Source organism: Stenotrophomonas sp. STK17_22 (genome assembly GCF_051983905.1).
In the GTDB taxonomy this organism is placed as follows: domain Bacteria; phylum Pseudomonadota; class Gammaproteobacteria; order Xanthomonadales; family Xanthomonadaceae; genus Stenotrophomonas; species Stenotrophomonas maltophilia_A.
This window is the reverse complement of sequence record NZ_CP197010.1, coordinates 1787124-1806018: the sequence shown is the minus strand read 5'-3', so window position 1 is coordinate 1806018 and position 18895 is coordinate 1787124. Positions and strand designations below refer to the sequence as shown.

Sequence of the window (18895 nt, the reverse complement as noted above, 5' to 3'; positions counted from 1 at the left end):
TATGTGTAGAGCCGCGTCAGAACCTGTAATTCAAGCTCAACCGCACGTTGCGCGGCTCACCCCAGGTATAGGTGCTGTACCAGCTGAAGATCGTGTAGTACCGCTTGTCCAGCAGGTTGTTGACGTTGAGCGTGGCCGACAGGCGATCGTTGAATTCATAGCGCGCCATTGCATCGAGCAGCCAGTAGGGTTGGGTGCGATGCACCACCTTGGCCTGCGTGGCCGGGTTGGTGATCTCGCCGAAAGTGGAATCCTGCCAGCGCGCACCACCGCCCAGCGTCAGGCCTTTCCAGTCGCCACGCAGGCGATAGCTGGTGTGCAGGCTGAACTGGTTTTCCGGTTCCAGCGTGGTGACCTTGGCACCGGCCTGGCGGGCGATCTTGTGCGAGAACCCACCCTGCACCTGCCAGCCTTCCGCCAGCTGGCCAGACATTTCCAGCTCGTAGCCCTTGGTACGCACGCCCATCAGCGCGCGATAGGCATCCTGCCCGTCCGGTGTCTTGCCGCCGGTGGGCTGGGCAAAGTTGTCCTGGTCGAGCTGGAACAGCGCCGCACTGGCGTTGAAGCGCCCATCGAGGAACTCGGCCTTCAGGCCCATCTCGTGGCTGCGGCCTTCCAGCGGATCCAGTGCCTTGCCCTGCTCGTCGCGTTCGCTATGCGGTTTGAAGATGGTGCTGTAGCTGGCATACACCGAATAGTGCTCGCCAAGGTCGTAGACCACGCCGGCATACGGTACGAACACGCCGGTTTCGCGCGTCTGCGGCGAACGGTAGCTGGCCAGGCGGCTGCCGACGATCACCTTCAACGGATCGGCCACGTCGAAGCGGCCGACCACGTACAGGCCGTTCTCACGCGTCACTTCGTTGTTGCTGTAGCTGCGCTGCCACTCCGGCTCGGGAATGTCGCCATTCCAGGTTCTGTAGTCCGGCACGGTATCCGGGAACCCCGCCTGCGGGCCGTAGCCGGTATTGGTCCAGCGCTTGCGCGAGGCGCTGCCACCGACCACCAGCTCATGCTCCCGCCCGAGCAGGCCGAAATGACCGCTCACATAGAAGTCGGCAGCATTGCTGACGGTCTTGCCAACGTACTTGCCGAGCCACAGGCTGACGCCCTCGCCGGTCAACGGATCGGGATTGCCGGCGGCGGCGCCGGCCAGTGCGGCGTCATAGCCGTTGACCTGGTGGTTGAGTTGCAGCTTGGCCACCCAATCGTTGGCGAAGGTATGCTCGAGCGTGGCAAAGCCGGTGCGCACATACTGGCGCCAGCCACTCCAGCGGGTGCCGTTGTTGAACGAACGCGGCATGTCATTGAAGTTGCCGGCACTGTCCAGCAGCGGGATGCCCCCCCAGGTCGAGCCCTTCGGGTCGCTGTCCATCGCATCGCCACCCACGGTCAGCAGCGTGCGCTCGCCCAGATCGGCTTCCAGCACCGCGTAGCCCACCTTGCTGGTGCGCTGGTAGAAGTCGAGATTGGAATGCTTGTCCTGCCAGGCGCCCACCGCACGACCGCGCACGCGTCCATCGGCGGTCAACGGGCCGCCAACATCGATCTCGGCACGATAGTCATCCCAGCGGCCGACACCCAGCGTCGCACTGCCGGCGAACTCCTTGCCCGGTTTCTTGCGCACCAGGTTGATGGTCGCCCCCGGATCGCCCATGCCGGTCAGCAGGCCAGTTGCGCCCTTGAGCACTTCGATGCGGTCATAGATCGCGGTATCGCTGAGCGTGTTGCCCGCCGAATAGGCCGAGTCACGCGACATCGGGATGCCGTCGTACTGGAAGTTCTGCACGGCGAATCCACGTGCGTAGTACTCGGTGCGCTCGCTGTCGTAGGTGACGATGCTGATGCCCGGGGTCACCCGCATCACGTCATCAATGCCGTTCAGGCCAAAGTCGTCCATCTGAGCGCGGGTAATGACGCTGATGGTCTGTGGGGTCTGCCGTGGCGTCAGCACCAGGCGGGTGGCGGTGGCGATGGTGCCGGGCGTGTACGCGCCGCTGCCCTCGGTGATGGTGCCGAGCAGATTGGCGGTGACCTGCACGGTCTGCAGGGTCTGCGATGCCGGGGCCTCGGCAGCCTTGTCCGGCTCGGTGGCGGACTGCGCGGCTGCGATGCCGCTGCTGGCCAGTGCAGTGATCAGCAGGCCCTGGGCAAGCGCCTGCGGCAACGCACGGCGACGCGGCAAGGGGGACGGAATACGGGCATCAGGCACAGACAGCACGACGGGACCTCCACGATCGGGTGGGATCCTCTGGCGGCGGCTGGAGGGAAGACGGGGACGCGGCCGGATGGCCGCAGGCGCAGGAGTGTACTCCCCTGCGCCCCGGCTGTCGTGCGATGTGCTGTGGTGCGGCGCGCTGCCGCAGGCTCAGCCGCCGATGGCGGCGCAGGCCTCCAGGATCAGCGCGGTCACGTCCTTCGGCTGCGAGGCCAGCGAGGCATGGCTGGCATCCAGCTCCAGCAGTCGTTTGGGCTGCATGCGCGTGGCCATGGCCCTCTGGTTCTCCGGCGCGATCATGCGGTCGTGACGGGACAGCTGGTACCAGCTCGGCCTGTGCTTCCACGCCGGGTCGCTCACCGCATCAGCGAAGGTGCTGGCCAGCGGTGCCTTCTGGGTCACCGCCATCACCCGGCCCTCGTCTTCGCTCAGATCCTGGCAGAAGCTCTCATGGAACTTGTCCGCACGCAGCCACAGGTAGCCATCGCTGTCCGGTGCCAGGTTCGGCGCCGCCTCCGGCAGGTGCTGCTGGGTAATGCCACCAGGGCTCTCGCCGGCATCAGGCGCGAAAGCGGCGATGTAGACCAGGCCCTTCACGTTGTCCTCGTTGCCAGCCTGGCTGATCACCGCACCACCGTAGGAGTGGCCGACCAGCAGCACCGGCCCGTCGATCTGCCGGATCATTTTCTGGGTGCGGCCGGCATCGTCAGCCAGCGAGGTGAGTGGCAGTTCCACCGCCTGCACGCGGTCATGGCCGTTGCGATGCAGCTCCAGGATCACTTTGGCCCAGTGTGCGGCCCCGCCCCAGAAACCATGGACGAGGAGGATGGTCGGTGTCGTGCTCATGTACGGATCTCCGGCAGCGGCCGGCGGAATGCCGACCGTGTCGCCACTGTCCGCGCAGGGCGTTAATCAGCGGTGACGCATTCGGGTCACTGCAATCGTATGCGTCGCTGGATGTCATGCATGGCACTTGCCGATCCCGCTTGAAAACGTTTTCATGGATGATCCTTGGAGCTTCGTATCGCGCATGACGCCTTCATCCCCACGTGCCCAGCAGCACGCCACCCGCGCTGCCTTCTTCATTCCCGGATTCGCCACCGCCGCCTGGGCACCGATGGTGCCCTACGCCAAGGCCAAGGCCGGGCTGTCCGACGCCAGCCTCGGCGCAGTGCTGCTGTGCCTCGGGCTCGGCTCACTGCTGGCGATGCCACTGGCAGGTGCGCTGACCGGGCGGCTGGGATGCCGCCGGGTGATGGTGATCACCTGCGTGATGATGCTGTGCGCCCTGCCCTTGCTGGTGCTGGCGCCCTCTCCGGTAGCGCTGGGCGCGGCCCTGTTCGTGTTCGGCGCCGGCGTCGGTGCGCTGGATTGTGCGATGAACATGCAGGCGGTCGCGGTCGAGCGCGACGCCGGGCGCGCGATGATGTCCGGATTCCATGCCTTCTACAGCATCGGCGGCTTCGTCGGTGCCGGCTGCATGACCGGCATGCTGATCCTGGGTACGCCGCTGTGGCTGGCCGCGTTGGTTTCGGTGGCCGCTCTGCTGCTGGTGGCAGTGCTGTCGGCACCGCACTGGCGCCCACAACGGATCCTGCATGAAGGCCCCCTGCTGGCACTGCCGCATGGCGTGGTGCTGTTCATCGGCGTGCTGGCCTTCGTGGTGTTCCTCGCCGAGGGCTCGATGCTGGACTGGAGCGCGGTGTTCCTCGCCGAAGTGCGGCAGGTGCCACGTGACCAGGCCGGTGCCGGCTTTGCACTGTTCACCCTGGCGATGACCGCGATGCGCCTGTTCGGCGACGGCATCGTCGAGCGCCTCGGCCGGACCCGCACCCTGGTCTTCGGCGGCATCACCGCTGCTGCGGGTTTCACCCTGGCCACGCTGGTGCCATCGTTTCCGGTGGCGCTGGCCGGCTACGTACTGGTCGGGCTGGGCTGCGCCAACATCGTGCCGGCGCTGTTCTCGATGGCGGGCCAACAGCGGGTGATGCCGGAGAGCATCGCCATCACCGCGGTCACCACGCTGGGCTACGCCGGCATCCTCGCCGGACCGGCAGCGATCGGCGCACTGGCGCATGCCACCAGCCTCGGCTTCGCCTTCCTGTGCGTGGCCGCATTGCTGCTCGGCGTCGCCGCATCCGCGCGATCACTGGCACGACGGGTGGCCTGACAGAAAAAGGGGACGGAGGGGATTAAGTCGTTTCCCGCACACCTGGGCTGGAAACGACTTAATCCCCTCCGTCCCCTTTTCTCAGCTGCGCGTCAGCCACTCGGCCTGGGCCGGCAGCTGCGGTGCCGGGCACGCGCTCTGCGGATGATGCTCGTCGCGCGCCATCCAGTCATCGACCACCCCGGCCAGCAGGTCCAGCCGCAACGGCAGGGTGATGTGGTCCTCACCGCGCATCTCGATGTAGTGCGCGCGCGGGTTGGCCAACGCCAGTTCGCGACCCTGGCTGACCGGAATGTGCTGGTCGCCCTGGCCGTGCAGCAGCAGTACGCAGGCGCGGGTATCGGCCAGCGCGCGCGCTACATCCACGCGGTCCAGATCGACGTCGATGCGGCGGCTGGCGGCGGCGATCACCTGGTTGATGTCCTGACCGCCGTAGCGCCAGCGCGCGTACGACGCCACCGCCTGCGCCTTCAGGCCTTCCGGCTGCAGTCCCATCAGGTGCGGAATCATCGTGCGGATCGCCACACCGGCATTGGCGAACGATTCCATCGCCACCACGCCTTCCACCTGGTCGCCCAGCTTGTCGGCGGTGAACACCGCTGTGGCGGCGCCATAGGACACGCCGAACAGGTACAGCGGGCCGGTTACTTCACCACGTGCACGCAGCTCGCCGATTACATCCACCACATCGTCGGATTCATAGGTGCCGTATCCGGACGGACCTGCACCGGACTGCCCATGGTTGCGCAGGTCCAGCGTGATCACGCGATAGCCGGATTCGGCCAGCTGCAGCGACCACGGCAGCATCGAATCGCCGTTCATCATCCAACCGTGCAGCAGCACCACGGTGCCGCGCGGGGCCTGCGCGCGGAACGGTTGCGGTACTGCCAGGCTCAGGCCGGTATCCAGCGGCAGGCCGTTCTCGTGGCGCTGCGGCAGGTAGTGATAACGCGCGCCGTAGTCGCCGGGATCGAACACACGCCAGAAGATCGGCACGCCATCGCGGCCCGGCGCGAAGCCATGGCGGTTGGGCAGTTCGGCGATGGCCGCGGCAATACGCGGGCGATCGAGCAGGGTCGATACGCCACCTGGCGCGATCAGCCTGTCGGCGAGCGAGGTGGACGAGGCATTGATCGAGGAGGAGCATGCAGCCAGCCACAGGCCGGCGCACGCCAGCAACAGCAGCAGCAGGCGCTTCATATCACGTCATTGGGGTGAATCAGACAGGCTGGGACGTTAACGCCCCGATAGACCGGTCATCTATCGCGCGCGGATGACGGCTTGATGACAACGCAGGAACGATTCAGCTTGGTGTACAAGCTGTATCCGTTCAGTCATTGATCCGGATCAATGAACGCGCGCGCGGGATTGCCCACAGTGCCGCCATGCGCACCTCGCTCAAGCTCGCCATTGCCCTGGCCGCCACGTTGGCCGCCGCCTACGGCATCGCCCGCACCACGCCCTACTGGTTCGCACCGCGACAGACGGCGCAGGTCGACATCCACGATCCGACGCTGATCGCGCAGGGACAGTACCTGTCGCGCGCCGCCGACTGCGCCGCCTGCCACACTGCGCCGGGCGGCAAGCCGTTCGCCGGTGGCCTCGGTATGCAGACGCCGATGGGCACGATCTACTCGACCAACATCACGCCCGATCCGGACACCGGCATTGGCGCCTACGACTACGCCGACTTCGAGCGCGCGGTCCGTCGCGGCATCCGTCACGATGGGCAGCCGTTGTATCCGGCAATGCCGTATGCCTCATACGTGATCGCCAGCGATGCCGAGATCAAGGCGCTGTACGCCTACTTCATGGGCTCGGTGCAGCCGGTGAAGCAGGGCAACGCCGACAGCACGATCCCTTGGCCGGCCAACATGCGCTGGCCACTGGCCTGGTGGCAGCTGCTGTTCGCACGCCCGCGTACGTTCAACCCGGATCCGTCGCTGGATGCCAGCCAGCAGCGCGGCGCCGAACTGGTGGAAGGCCTGGCCCACTGCGGCGCCTGCCACACGCCACGCGGCCTGGCGTTCCAGGAAAAGGCGATGGCCGATGATGGCAGCCGCCAGTTCCTGTCCGGCTCGGTGCTGGAAGGCTGGTATGCGAAGAACCTGCGCAATGAATCAACCGGTCTGGCCAGCTGGAACGAGGGCGAGATCGTCGACTTCCTGCGCACCGGACGCACCGATCGCTCCGCGGCCTTCGGCGGCATGGCCGACGTGGTCGAGCACAGCACGCAGTACCTGTCCGACGCCGACCTGCTGGCGATGGCCCGCTACCTGAAACAGCTGCCGGCGCGCGAGGGCCGCAGTGCGCAGTGGTCGCCGGGTACCGACACCACCACCGCCGCACTACGCAGTGGCGACTATCGCGTGGCCGGCTCGCTGGCCTATGCCGAGCATTGCCAGGCCTGCCATCGCGCCGACGGCCGCGGCATGCCACGGGTCTACCCGGCGCTGGCCGGCAACTCGATCGTGTTCGCCGATGATCCCAGCTCGCTGGTACAGGTAACCCTGATCGGCGGCCGCACGCCGCATACCCCGCACGACCGCATGGCCTTCACCATGCCCGGTTTCGAGCAGCTGCCGAATGCACAGCTGGCACAGATCCTGACCTTCATCCGCAGCAGCTGGGGCAACCAGGCCAGCGCGGTGAGCGAGGTCGACGTGGCGCGCATGCGCCGGGTGGTGCGTGACAAGCCGGTGCACTACGTTCCGCAGGAGGCCGCACGATGAAACGTTCGCGCAAACGCTCCCGCCTGCTGGTCGGCAGCGTGGTCACCCTCGTGCTGCTGGCCGGCGCCGGCACCCTCGCCTATCGCCATCTGTACCCGGACCTGGATGCTGCCGTAGCCAGCACGATCGATGTCCTCGATGCGCAGGGCAAGGTGGTCGGCCACTACCACGCACCCAGCGCCGAAGAGATCGCCGGGCTCGGCAATGCCGAATCGGTGATGCTTGGCCGCCGCCTCCTCAACGATACCGCACGGCTGCTGCCGGACAATGTCGGCAACGATCTGAACTGCAACTCGTGCCACATGGCCGAGGGCAAGCGGCCTTTCGGCAATCACTACTTCAATACCGGCGGCGGCGCCTATCCGCGCTACATGCCGCGTCCGGGCAAGGTGATCGGGCTGACCGAGCGCATCAACGGCTGCCTGCAGCGTTCGATGAACGGCAAGCCGCTGCCGAAGGACTCGCCGCAGATGCGCGCCATGCTCGACTATATGGCGTGGCTGAGCAGTCCCGTGCCAGAGGGTGCAAAGGTGGCCGCCCCCAGTGAGGGGCCGATCGACAGCACGCTGACCCCGGACCCGGTCCGCGGCCAGGCGCTGTACGCCGTGCAGTGCGCCGCCTGCCATGGCGACAACGGCGAAGGACGGCGCGACGCCAGCGGTGACATCGCCTTCCCGCCGCTATGGGGCGACCACAGCTTCAACATCGGCGCCGGCATGGCACGCCTGTACAAGGCCGCCGGCTTCGTCAAGCACAACATGCCACCGGCGGTGACCCGCGAGCCGCCACTGGGCCAGCAGGCGATGCCCGACCAGGATGCGGTGGACATCGCCAGCTACTTCATCAACCAGCCCCGGCCGGACTTCGCCAACAAGGCCAAGGACTGGCCGCGCGACCCGAAACCCAAGGACGCGCGGTACTGAGGAAGGCGTGGTTCAGCGCTTGACCAGCTCGACCCGTCGATTGCGCGCCTTGCCTTCCTCGCTGCCATTGTCGGCCACCGGCCTGTCGGCGCCGAAGCCGGCCGCCTGCAGGCGGTCGGCGGCGATGCCCTTGGCGGTCAACGCCGCCACCACCGACCGGGCCCGATCCTCGGACAAGCTGCGGTTGTGCGCGGCCGCGCCACTGTTGTCGGTGTGGCCTTCGATCGACAGTTTCAGCGACGGGTCGGCACGCAGCAGGTCCAGCACCTGCGCCAGTTGCGGTTCGGACGTCGGCAGGATCTGCGCCTTGTCGGTGGCGAAGTTGACCTGGATCGCCACGCGGCCGTCGCTGTCCAGCTTCTTCTTCAACGCATCGGCCGGCAGCAGCGCCGCGGTCTGGGTGAAACCCTTGCGCTCGACCACGACCCAGCCTGCGCTGAGGTATTCGAGGCGAGCATGCACCCACACCTGGCGGCCGTCAGCCAGATCGACGCGATAGACCACGGTGTCGTAGTTGTCCCAGCTGTAGCTGGCCGCGTTGCCGTAGGACGACTGCACCTGCTTCGACACGCCCTCGGCCGCCTCGTGCGGGATGCGCCCCTCGAACAGCTTGGTGCCGTTGACCTGGGCCATCATCGCCTCAAGGTTGCGGCGTACTTCATGCATCGAGTATTCGCGCTCGCCCTTGTCGAAATCGGCAGCGAAGGTGCGGCCCTCGACCGGTTCGAAGTGATCTCCGGTCCAGAACGGGAAGGCATCGAAATCACGCTGCTCGGGCGTGTTGCGCTCACGATAGCCGGCCGGCAGGGACAGGTGCGGGAAACTGTCCGACCACTGCGCGGTGGCCTTGAACGGAACGTCATCCACGACCACCAGACCGGCGCCGTTGCTGTCCACCGCCAGCTGCACCCACACGGTGCGGTTGGCCTGGCGCAGCACGTAGACGGTGGTGGGTGCGTCCTGTTCACCGTTCACCGCATCGATGAAGCCACCACCGATCTCGCCTTCCAGTTGCGGGCCGTAGTAGATGTCGCGCAGCAGCGTGCCTTCAAAGACCTTGCGGCCGCCAGCGGCGGTGATCACACCGTCGAAGTTGCGCTGCACTTCCAGCGCAGAGAACGCCTTGTCGGGGGCCGCCTCACTGTCGGTCACGATGCGTGCCGACCAGCTCGGACCTTCAACCCAATGCACACCCTCGCCCATCCGGAACGGGAAGCGCGCCCAGGCGCGCGGGTGCGGGGCGTTCTGCGGCGCGTAGCCCTGCGGCAGGCTGAAGAACGGCAGCTCACCCAGCGTGGTGTCGCTCAGCGGTACGCTGCCGGTGTCGAACGGCACCAGAGGCACCGGCTTGCCATCGCGGTCGGTGAGTGCGGTGCCATCGGCGGCTGCCGTTGAACCCGCTGGGGCGGCGGCCGGTGCTGCGGCCCCGTCCGCCGTGGCTGGCGCAGGCGGTGCCACCTCTCCATCCGAGGGCGTCCGGTTGCACCCTGCCAGCAGCACCAGGGCTGCACCTCCCAGCCAGATCTTCGATCGCTTCTGCATCGCCACCACCTCAGGTCCATTGAAGCGCCGAGCATACCCGAAGGCCGTGACCGCCCCCACAGTGCCATCGTTCCTGCGCTGCCACGTCATCCCGATGTCATTGGCGCTGCCGACACTCCGGGGTTTTCCTCCCTCTGAAGGTCCGGTTTCGATGCGAACGATTGCGCGTTTTCCCCGTGTCTCGCTGCTGGCCCTGCTGATCGCCCCCGCCCTGGACGCCCTCGCAGAAGCACCGCAGGGCGATACGGGCGAAGCGCGCAGCAGCGATGCGCGTACCCTCGACCAGGTACAGGTGATTGGTCAGGCCACCAGTTACGCGAAGACTTCGGTGCGCGCGGAAACACTGAACCGGCAGACCGTGATGAGCAGCGTCAACGACACGCTCAACGAAGTGCCCGGCGTGGTGGTCAGCGAGGCCGATGCCACCGGTTCGTCGGTGTGGGGCACGCAGATCAGCATGCGCGGCTTCGTGACCAACCGTGACACCCAGCAGATCGGCACCACCATCGACGGCCTGCCCAATGGCGGCTCGGGCTACGGCGGCGGTTCGCTGGCCAACCGCTACATCGATACCCTGGACCTGGAAACAGTGGAAGTCAGCCAGGGCACTGCCGACATCTCCTCGCGCTCGAACGAGGCGCTGGGCGGCACGCTCAACTTCCTCACCAGCGACCCACTGCAGGACAGCCGCCTGCGCTTCGTGGTCGGTGCCGGTGACAACGAAGCGCGCAAGTACTACGTGCGCTACGACACCGGCCTGCTCGGCGGCCATACCCGCGCCTGGGTCAGCGCTTCTTCCGCACGTGTGCACGACTGGATCGATGGCAGCGGCAAGACCAGCAATGACCACATCGCCGGCAAGTTCATCACCGAGCTGGATCGCTGGACGCTGACCGGCTACCTGTCCTACAACGATGCCGACGAGCCGGAGTACACCAGCGTCTCGCCGAAGGGCTTCGCCACCAATCCGGACCGCGACAACCTGGTCGGCACCCTCACCGGCATTCCGTACCTGGACCAGAACTACCGTTCCGGCTCGCGTGCGCTGCGCGAGAACACCTTCGGCTACCTGCGCGCGACCTTCGACGGCGGCAACGGCTTCAAGGCCTCGGTGGCGGCTTACGGGCACCGCATGGAAGGTCGTGGCGACTGGCTGCCCCCCTACCTGGCGCAGGTCAGCGATGATGGTGCCGGTCGCCCGGAGTCGGAGTACATCGGTGGAAAGACCGTGTACGGCGGCAGTAACCGCGGCCAGATTTTCTTCGTCAATCCCGATGGCAGCGCCGCGCAGCGCCTGGCCAGCTGCACCCCGCGCCTGGGCTTCACCGCCGAGTACGATCCGAACTGCTACGCGGGCAACGTGCTGGGCGCGCAGTCCTACCGCCACACCCACTACGACAACGACCGCATGGGCGTGACCGCCGACGTCGAATGGCGGCAGACCTTCGGTGCGATCGACAACACCATCCGTGGCGGCCTGTGGGTGGAGAAGCTAGACCGTTCGGCACGCCGTGACTGGCACCGCCTGCTCAACGTCGGCCAGGACATCGCCTTCGACCATCAGCCGTACTGGGTGCAGTTCGAGGACAAGTACAAGGTTGACGAGCAGATGTACTACGTCGAGGACGTGGCCCGCTTCGGGCCGTTCAGTGCCCGCCTGGGCGTGAAGCAGTTCTTCGTCGACCAGTCGCGCCGCCGCGTGATCGGTGCCAGCGAGCACGTGAAATCCGATTCCAGGTCCGATCCGCTGCTGTCGACCGGCTTCACCTGGGCACCGGGCGTGGAAGGCATGGAGCTGTTCGCCGGCTTCTCGCAGAATTTCGCCGCCATTCCTTCAGGCGTACTTGGCGAGACCGACCCGCAGCGCTTCCGCAATGTCGAACCGGAGACCGCCGACAACATCGAAGTGGGCATGCGCATCAGCCGCTGGCCGCTGACCGCCTCGGTGACCCTGTACAACATCAAGTTCGACAACCGCATCGTCTATCTGCCGGCCGGTTTCGTCAGCGGCATCGACTACCTGGGCGAGACCGACGGTGTCTACGAGAACTTCGGTGGCGTGGAAAGCAACGGCCTGGAGGCGGCGTTCGGCTACGGCTGGGACAATGGCTGGCGCCTCAACGCCGCCTATACCTACAACCGCTCCAAGTACCTGGGCAGTGGCGATGCCGCACGTGATACCCAGCTGGGCATCGTCGACGGTGCCAAGGTGATCGGCCAGCCCGAACAGACCCTGGTGCTGTCGGCCGACTGGCAGGGCGAAAACTGGAACTTCGGCCTGTCCGGTCGCTACCTCGGCACGCGCTACCTCGATGCCGCCAACGTCAACAAGCTGCCCTCGGCCACCGTGTTCAACGCCAATATCGGCTTCGACCTGCAGGGCCTGTCGCCGCGCCTGAAGGGCATGGGTGCCAACCTGGTGGTGAGCAACCTCACCGACAAGCGGTATCTTGCAGGGGTGGACGGCCGCGACAACGCCTTCATCGGCGCCCCGCGCACTGTCGGCATCTCCTTCCGTGTGGACCTGTGAGTGAGCCCGTGACTGATATCGGCCGACGCCGGTTGTTGCAGGCCGGCGTTGCCGCCGGCCTTTCTCCGCTGCTTCCCAGCATCGCCCGGGCCGCAGCGATCGCCCCCGCCGCGCAGACGCGCAGCCTCGAAGACCTGCAGCACATTGTGGTGTTCATGCAGGAGAACCGCTCGTTCGACCACTACTTCGGCACGCTGCCGGGCGTACGGGGTTTCGGCGATCGCTTCGTGGCTCCCGCGCCGGCACTGCAGACCGGCGGCCGCACGCGCAGCCTGTGGCTGCAACCCGATGCCAGCGGCACGCGCGCGATCGCACCGTTCCCGCTGGATACCGCCGCGCACTTCGGCTACATGCGGGTGGAAGGCACGCCGCACACCTGGCCAGACGCCCAGCGTGCCTGGGATCACGGGCGCATGGGGCACTGGCCGAACGCCAAGCAGAACCACTCCATGGGCTACTTCCAGCGCAGCGACATGCCGTTCCAGTTCGCGCTGGCCGATGCGTTCACGATCTGCGACGCCTACCACTGCGCGATGCAGGCCGGCACCAATCCGAACCGGGTGTTCCTGTGGACCGGCCACAACGATGCACAGGCCCGCGCCGGCGGCCCGGTGATCGCCAACTCGCATGACAACTTCCCCGAACACGGCGGGCATCCGGCGTCCTACCGCTGGACCAGCTATGTCGAGCGCCTGCAGAAGGCCGGCGTGTCTTGGCAGATCTACCAGGACATGGCGGACAACTTCACCGACAACCCGCTGGCCGGCTTCGAGGCGTTCCGTCGGGCGTACAGTGCTGCACCCGGGCATGACCCGCAACTGCGCGCACGCGGGGTCAGTACCCGTGGCCTGCCACAGCTGCGCCAGGACGTACTCGACGGGCGCCTGCCGCAGGTCAGCTTCATCATCGCCGACGCGGCCGGCAGCGAGCACCCCGGACCCTCCAGTCCGGCGCAGGGCGCGGCCTATACCGCGCGCGTGCTGGATGCGCTGACGGCCGATCCGGAAGTCTGGAGCCGCACCGCCCTGCTGCTGATGTTCGATGAGAACGACGGCTTCTTCGACCACATGCCGCCACCGGCACCGCCTTCGCCGGTGGATGGCGGCTGGGCGGGTGCGTCCTCGGTAAGTACCGAGGGCGAATACCACCGCCATCCCGCACCGGGCGACGAGAAGTACGATGCCGCCGAACTGCGCGGCCGCCCGTATGGACTGGGCCCGCGCGTGCCGCTGTATGTGATCTCGCCGTGGAGTCGGGGTGGCTGGGTCGACTCGCAGGTCTACGACCACACCTCGGTCATTCGACTGATCGAACGCCGCTTCGGTGTGGCGGCACCGGACATCTCGCCGTGGCGCCGCGCGGTCTGCGGTGACGTGACGGGTGCCTTCGACTTCGCCCAGCGCGATACCCGCCCGTTCGTACGCGGCCTGCCCGACGTGAGCGCGGTGGCCGCACGCGCCGCTGCGTTGCCGGGGCGCACCGTGCCCGCGCTGCCGGAGGGGCTGAAGCCAGCGAAACAGGAAAGCGGTGTACGCCCGGCGCGTGCCCTTCCCTATCGACCGCAGGCATCGATGGCTGCGGTCGACGTCGCGGGCGTGGATCTGGCGTTGTCCTGCGAGGGCGCAGCGGCAGTGCTGCATGTCTACGATCGGCTGCGGCTGGAGGCGGTGCCGCGCCGTTACACGCTGCTGCCGGGCATGCCGCTGCGCGAGCGCTGGCCGCTGGACGCCCAGGGCCGCTATGACCTGTGGCTGCTCGGTCCGAACGGCTTCCACCGCCACTTCCAGGGGGCGGCCAAGGCTCCTGCCGTGCAGGCTTCAATTGATCGCACGGATGGCCAACTGCGGCTGCGGCTGCGCAACCTGGGTGACGGCGCGCAGCAGGTGCGTGTGCAGCCTGGTGCCTATGACGGGCACATGCCCGATCAGGCGCTGGTACTACCCGCACACGCAGAAACCGCGTTGGCGTGGGACGCAACGCCCACGGCGGGCTGGTATGACCTGCAGATCGGCGCGGGCGAGAGCATGCTGCGCCTGGCCGGTCGCGCCGAGGATGGGCGCCCCGGCACGAGTGACCCGGCGATGGGCAGCGAGCCACTGCGGTTCGAGCAGGATTGAACCGTCGCGCTGTTGTAGAGTCGAGCCATGCTCGACTGCTTTTCGATCATTTACCGGAAAAAGCAGTCGAGCATGGCTCGACTCTACAGTGGTGCTGGCTGATCAGGCCTCCTGCAGCCCCGGCCGGCCGTGCTCCACCGCATAGCGCTTCCAGCGCTGCACCGCGCCATTCGGCTGCATCACGGTATCCAGCGTCTTCATGTCGCCGATCCACGCATCGCGGGTGACATCGCACAGCACGTAGCCACGCTTGTCGGTGGTCGCCTTCAGATAGGGGCTGTGCGCAAGCTGGTTCCTGGCGTACGCGTCCACACCCTGGCCATCGGCGCCGGAGGTGATCGACGTGGCGAGGAACTCGCTGGAGACCACGCCCGAGTCACGGTGGTCCTGCACCAGATCGCTGGCATAGTGGCGATGCGCGTCGCCGCAGGCGGTCACCACGTTGCCGAAGCCCACCTTCTGGATGTGGTCGAGCAGGCGCCGGCGGCTGTCCAGATAGCCCGACCACTGGTCGTCGGACGACTGCACCACCCCGTCCTTCTCGCGCATGTAGTTGCCCAGCGCCACCTGGTGGGCGATGGTGTGCCAGCGCGGTGCGGCATCGGCCAGGCCGTCGAACAGCCAGCGCTCCTGCTTCGCCCCCACAATGCTGCGCTCCGGCGATTCCACCTCGTCACGCAGCGCCATGTTCACCTGCTTGCTGCGGTACTGGCGGGTGTCGAGCAGGTGCAGGTCCATCAGCGTGCCGTAGCGTGCACGTCGGTACATCTGCATGTGGCCATCGCGCGGGAATGCCGAACGGCGCAACGGCATGTTCTCGTAGTAGGCCTGGAACGCCTGTGCGCGGCGCAGCAGGAATACTTCGCTGGGCGTGTCATCCTGGTCTTCGGCGCCGGCCCAGTTGTTGTCCACTTCGTGGTCGTCAAAGGTGACGAACCACGGTGCCGCCGCATGCGCGGCCTGCAGGTCCGCATCGCTCTTGTACTGGGCGTAGCGGCGGCGGTAATCATCCAGCGTGTAGATCTGCGGGCCGACGTGGTTGCGCAGGTTGGTGAACGGCTGGCCGTTCATCTTCCGCAGGCCCGGCTGGCTTTCGCCTTCGTAGATGTAATCACCATAGTGGAAGACGAAATCGAGCGGTTCCTCGGCAATGCGCCGCCACGCGGTGTAGTGGCCTTCTTCGTAGTGCTGGCAACCGGCCACCGCAAAGCGCACGCGATCCACCGCGGCCGTGGCTGCGGGCAGCGTGCGGGTGCAACCGACCGCACTGGCGTGGCCACCGACGCTGAAGCGGTACCAGTAGGGCCGTCCGGGCGCCAACCCGTCCAGCTCCACGTGCACGGCGTGGCCGAGTTCGGGATGCGCCATCGCCGTCCCCTGGCGTACCACCCTGCGCATGCCTTCGTCTGCGGCCAGTTGCCACTCGACCAGCATCGGCCGGGTCGGCATGCCGCCGCCGAACACCAGCGGTTCGGTCGCCAGGCGCGTCCACAGCACCATGCCATCGGCCGAGGGATCACCCGAGGCCACGCCCAGGGTGAAGGGTGTGCTGGCAAAGCGCGGCTTGGCCAGCAGGTTGCGCGGGTTCAGCGCGGTGGCATCGCCCTGCGCGGCCAGCGCGTGTGCCGTGCCCATCCAGGCACCGGCAGCGGACAGGCCGGCCAGGGCCAGGAATCGCCTGCGATTGATCGTCTCCACGGCTGTGGCCTCAGTTGTAGATGATGTGGAAGTAGAAGAAGCGGCCGTAGTCGTCGATCTCGGTACGGAAGCGCCCGTTCGGGCCGGTGCTGTAGGTCGGCTGGGTGTTGAACAGGTTCTTGGCCTCGTACTTCAGCGTCACGTGCTTGCTGACCTTGTGGCTGAAGCCCATGTTGAAGGTCATGTACGGGTCGTAGTACGAATCCAGCCACTGGGTGTCGCCGAAGTCGACCAGCATCCGGCTGCGGTAGGTACCGGACAGGCGCAGCTGTGCGCTCTTCCACGGCATGCGCCAGATCACCGACCCATTGAGCGACCAGTCCGGCTGGTACAGCAGGCGGTCCAGGCGGCGTTCGGTGCCATCACTGATGCGGTAGTTGGTCTGGCCTTCCAGCCGCGTGGCGTTGAAGTACATGTCGAAGCGCTGACGGCCCCACTGCAGGTTGCGGTTGGCCACCGCGAACTCGACACCGCGCAGCCTGGACTCGTCGGTGTTCATCGGCTGGGTGACCCGGTAGCGCGTGTCACCCACATTCTCGAAGGTGGTCAGGGTGTAGATGTCGTCCTTGATCACCTTGTCGAACAGTGCCACCGAGACCAGGCCGTTGTTGCCGTTGAAGTACAGGTCCCACGCCAGGTCGATGTTGGTGGAACGGCGCGGCTGCAGGTTGGCGTTGCCCTGCTTGATGGTGCAGAAGCCCCTGCCCTCCTCGTCATCACCACAGCTGGTGCTGGTGGCCTGGGCGATGTTGCTGGGTGTCGGCCGGCCCAGCGTTCGGCTGGCGGAGAAGCGCAGGCGCTGGTCCTCGCTCAACTTGAACGTCGCATTCAATGAAGGCAGCAGGTTGTTGTAGCCACCGCTCGTATTGCGGAAGGCAGAGGTATACGTAGTGCCGCCATCATCGCTGAATGGGCTGTAGGCATCGAAGCGGGTGTGGTCGTAGCGCAGGCCGCCGATCAGCAGCAGTCGGTCCCAGGCGTAGTGTGCGGACACGTAGGCATTGGTGATGTCCTCCACGTACTTGTAGTCGCTGGTGAAGTTGGCATTTGGATACGCCGCATTGTTGTTGCCCAGTTTCGGCAGCAGTTCCTCGTTCCACTTGCGGTTGTCGATCAGCGGGAAGCCCGGCACGCTGCCCAGCAGCGTCGAACCCGGATACAGGTAATCGTTGAGCGTGGCACTGCTCTTGAAGTAGTCGAAGTCGATGTCCTGCCAGATCTTCAGATGGCGGTATTCGGCGCCGGCGGCCAGGCCGAAGCCACGCGCATCGGCGTCGACGTTGTAGCTGAAGTCGGCACGCAGGTTGTCGATGCTCTCCTTGGCGTCGCGCGGCGAGACATAGGCCTGCGCCGGGTTCAGCTTGAACGCCGAGCTGGTCAACAGGCTGGAGTCGGAAACCGCCACTGCGTTCGGGAAACCGTGGCTGTCGTTCTCGTAGTCGACGAACAGATTGCTTGGGTAGGCGCGCACACCCCAGTAGACCTGGTTGTTGTGGAAGGTCTCTTCGGTATGGCCGCCACGCAGGGTCAGCCGCGAGCGATCACCGATATCCCAGTTGAAGCTGGCGATGGCGCCCCGGTTGCTGCGGTCCCAGCGGTCGTGGCGGTTCTTGATGTAGATGCTGTTGATCTGGGTGGTGCCACTGTCTTCGGTCTGGTTGCGGATCGGAAACTTGGCGTTGCCGTACAGATCGGTCTTGTTCATCGTCGAGTTCTCGTAGAACCGGTACGAGTACAGCAGCAACGATGCGTAGAAAGGATCGTCCGATGGCTTCCATTCCAGCTTGGCCGAGCCACCGAAGTTGGTGATGAAGTTGGTGTAGGTGCCGGTGCTGAAGTTGCCCGGCGCACGCAGCCCGTTCCAGCCCTTGGCCTCGTCCGGCCCGGTGGTGCCGTCGGTGAGGTATTTGCCAGCGTCGTTGTAGTAGTAGTTCGACTCCACCCAGCGCTTGACGCTGTTGCGCGAACGCTGCTCGTAGCGTGCCACCGCAACGATGCCGAACTCCTGGTCGACACCAAACTGGTTAGAGAACACCATCTTGGCGCTCTTGCCGAAGTGACCCAGGGTCTCGTGGTTGCCGCCAGCGCTGCGCTCGACGTTGGTCTCGGCGGTGGAATAGATGCCTGCCACATCGGCAAACACGTACTTGCCGGACCGGTCGAAGGCACTGCGGCTGATGATGTCGATCACGCCGCCGATCGCATCCGGTGCCTGCTCGGCACTGAAGCTCTTGTAGATGTCGGTACGGGTGCCGATGTCGCTGGGAATCAGCTGCAGGTTGTTCATGCGCTCGCCGGAGCCACTGCCACCCACGCTGGCAATCGCGATGCCATCGATGGTGGTGTAGTTGAGGTTGGCCTGCACGCCACGCACCGTCACGTAACGGGGCTCACCGGCATCCTCCACGGCACTCAGGCCCGGCGCGGCCATCAGGCTCTCGGCCAGGGTCTCGTCGCCGTAGCTGTCCATCTCGTCGTAGACCACCGAATCCTTGATCACCGGCGAGGTCTTCTTCTGGTCGATCACCTCATGCGCAGCAATCACCTTCACCGTGCCCAGGGTCGGCGCCACCACCGCTTCGGCCTCGCGCGGCTTCGGCGCGGCCGGCTTCGGTTCGTTGTGTGCCGGCGTAGGATCAATGGCGATGACGTTGCCATCCACCACGGTGTAGCCCAAGCCGGTCCCTGCCAGCAGCGCGTCCAGCGCCTGCTTGACGGTGGCACCGCGCGGCACCGCACCGGCCATGTGCACGTCACCGCTGCCCGAATACAGGAACTGCACGCCGGAACTGCGCGACAACTGCTCCAGCGCGCGCGCCAGCGGCTGCGCCGCGATCGGCGCCGAAACGCGGGCCTCGAGGCCATCGGCAGTGGCCGCAGCCGCCAGCGGCACGCTGCAGGGAGACAGCGCGAGGATGATCGACAGGTAAAGCGTGTTGCGCATCACGGGTCCTTGGAAGAGAGA

Annotated in this window: 11 protein-coding genes; 5 read left to right on the top strand and 6 right to left on the bottom strand. The window is 66.3% G+C overall.

The features are described from left to right. Positions 1–16: 16 nt before the first annotated feature. Together ACSYS9_RS08360 and ACSYS9_RS08355 are read right to left on the bottom strand one after the other, a co-directional pair. Entirely contained in the window at positions 17–2221 is a 2205-nt protein-coding gene (locus ACSYS9_RS08360; RefSeq protein WP_440569038.1) for a TonB-dependent siderophore receptor, read from the bottom strand. A 147-nt stretch (positions 2222–2368) separates the two neighbouring features. Continuing rightward, complete coding sequence (locus ACSYS9_RS08355; protein WP_071229261.1) at positions 2369–3064, bottom strand: alpha/beta hydrolase; 696 nt, start codon at positions 3062–3064, stop codon at positions 2369–2371. 184 nt (positions 3065–3248) lie between these two features. On the opposite strand from ACSYS9_RS08355, the gene ACSYS9_RS08350 reads away from it, so the two are divergent. Continuing rightward, on the top strand, positions 3249–4388 hold the full coding sequence (locus tag ACSYS9_RS08350; RefSeq protein WP_071229288.1) for an MFS transporter: 1140 nt from the start codon (positions 3249–3251) through the stop codon (positions 4386–4388). Positions 4389–4469: 81 nt separating this feature from the next. Here the strand turns inward: ACSYS9_RS08350 and ACSYS9_RS08345 are convergent, their stop codons facing one another. After that, positions 4470–5588, bottom strand: a complete 1119-nt coding sequence (locus ACSYS9_RS08345) for an alpha/beta fold hydrolase (protein ID WP_071229260.1) — start codon at positions 5586–5588, stop codon at positions 4470–4472. A gap of 185 nt (positions 5589–5773) precedes the next feature. Between ACSYS9_RS08345 and ACSYS9_RS08340 the strand changes: the two genes are divergently transcribed. Both ACSYS9_RS08340 and ACSYS9_RS08335 read left to right on the top strand, forming a co-directional pair. Continuing rightward, a complete protein-coding gene (locus ACSYS9_RS08340) occupies positions 5774–7120 on the top strand; it encodes a c-type cytochrome (protein ID WP_071229259.1) in 1347 nt (448 codons plus the stop codon). Further along, complete coding sequence (locus tag ACSYS9_RS08335; protein WP_071229258.1) at positions 7117–8043, top strand: c-type cytochrome; 927 nt, start codon at positions 7117–7119, stop codon at positions 8041–8043. The genes ACSYS9_RS08340 and ACSYS9_RS08335 overlap by 4 nt, the downstream gene beginning before the upstream one ends. Before the next feature lie 12 nt (positions 8044–8055). Here the strand turns inward: ACSYS9_RS08335 and ACSYS9_RS08330 are convergent, their stop codons facing one another. Then, positions 8056–9585: an OmpA family protein gene (locus ACSYS9_RS08330; RefSeq protein ID WP_071229287.1), complete on the bottom strand. Its 1530-nt coding sequence runs from the start codon at positions 9583–9585 to the stop codon at positions 8056–8058. A gap of 151 nt (positions 9586–9736) precedes the next feature. Here ACSYS9_RS08330 and ACSYS9_RS08325 point away from each other — a divergent pair, with 151 nt between their 5' ends. Both ACSYS9_RS08325 and ACSYS9_RS08320 read left to right on the top strand, forming a co-directional pair. Continuing rightward, entirely contained in the window at positions 9737–12115 is a 2379-nt protein-coding gene (locus ACSYS9_RS08325; RefSeq protein ID WP_071229257.1) for a TonB-dependent receptor domain-containing protein, read from the top strand. An 8-nt stretch (positions 12116–12123) separates the two neighbouring features. Further along, positions 12124–14232 (top strand): phosphocholine-specific phospholipase C, encoded by a 2109-nt coding sequence (locus tag ACSYS9_RS08320; protein ID WP_071229256.1) that lies wholly within the window; start codon positions 12124–12126, stop codon positions 14230–14232. 102 nt (positions 14233–14334) lie between these two features. Here ACSYS9_RS08320 and ACSYS9_RS08315 read toward each other — a convergent pair whose 3' ends face one another. Further along, a complete protein-coding gene (locus tag ACSYS9_RS08315; RefSeq protein ID WP_071229255.1) occupies positions 14335–15930 on the bottom strand; it encodes an alkaline phosphatase D family protein in 1596 nt (531 codons plus the stop codon). Positions 15931–15940: 10 nt separating this feature from the next. Next, positions 15941–18874 carry a TonB-dependent receptor gene (locus ACSYS9_RS08310; RefSeq protein ID WP_071229254.1) on the bottom strand — a complete coding sequence of 978 codons (2934 nt, stop codon included), beginning with the start codon at positions 18872–18874 and terminating at the stop codon, positions 15941–15943. Positions 18875–18895: the final 21 nt, after the last annotated feature.